Source organism: Vibrio sp. 10N.222.49.C9, assembly GCF_041474985.1.
GTDB classification, from domain to species: domain Bacteria; phylum Pseudomonadota; class Gammaproteobacteria; order Enterobacterales; family Vibrionaceae; genus Vibrio; species Vibrio crassostreae_C.
This window is the reverse complement of sequence record NZ_JBFRVD010001382.1, coordinates 1-392: the sequence shown is the minus strand read 5'-3', so window position 1 is coordinate 392 and position 392 is coordinate 1. Positions and strand designations below refer to the sequence as shown.

The following is a 392-nucleotide window of genomic DNA, read 5'->3' as shown; positions in this document are numbered from 1 at the left end:
GTCTCCAAGGGTGATAGAAAGTGGCCCTGATACAAAAGGCACTCCTCCGTACAAATACAGAGCCTTACCGGAGCGTTGACAGCGACCACGAAAAGCGGGTGTTTCAACCAGTACGCGAAGGATGAAGTTAACGCCGTTTCTAAAGCCAACGTACGAGGTATATAGGAATTTATTTAGCAGCATTGGATAGCGGATATCGCAAACACGTATGGCTTTGGCCAGTGAGAAGAGCTTTTTCCCCAGAGGGCTTTGGCTGGTTTTTAGTTTTTGTTTTAGCTGATTGGCATCTAATACGTTCATAGCAATGTTCCTTTGTGCATTACCGATATCACTTTCCCTATATGGGTAATACACAGAACGTGCCAAAAATATAAGTCAATAAAAACAGTTGG

At 43.6% G+C, this 392-nt stretch carries 1 pseudogene; it reads right to left on the bottom strand.

Annotated elements, in window-relative coordinates:
- Positions 1-300: pseudogene (locus AB4585_RS28390) on the bottom strand (acyltransferase); the annotation flags it as partial.
- Positions 301-392: the final 92 nt, after the last annotated feature.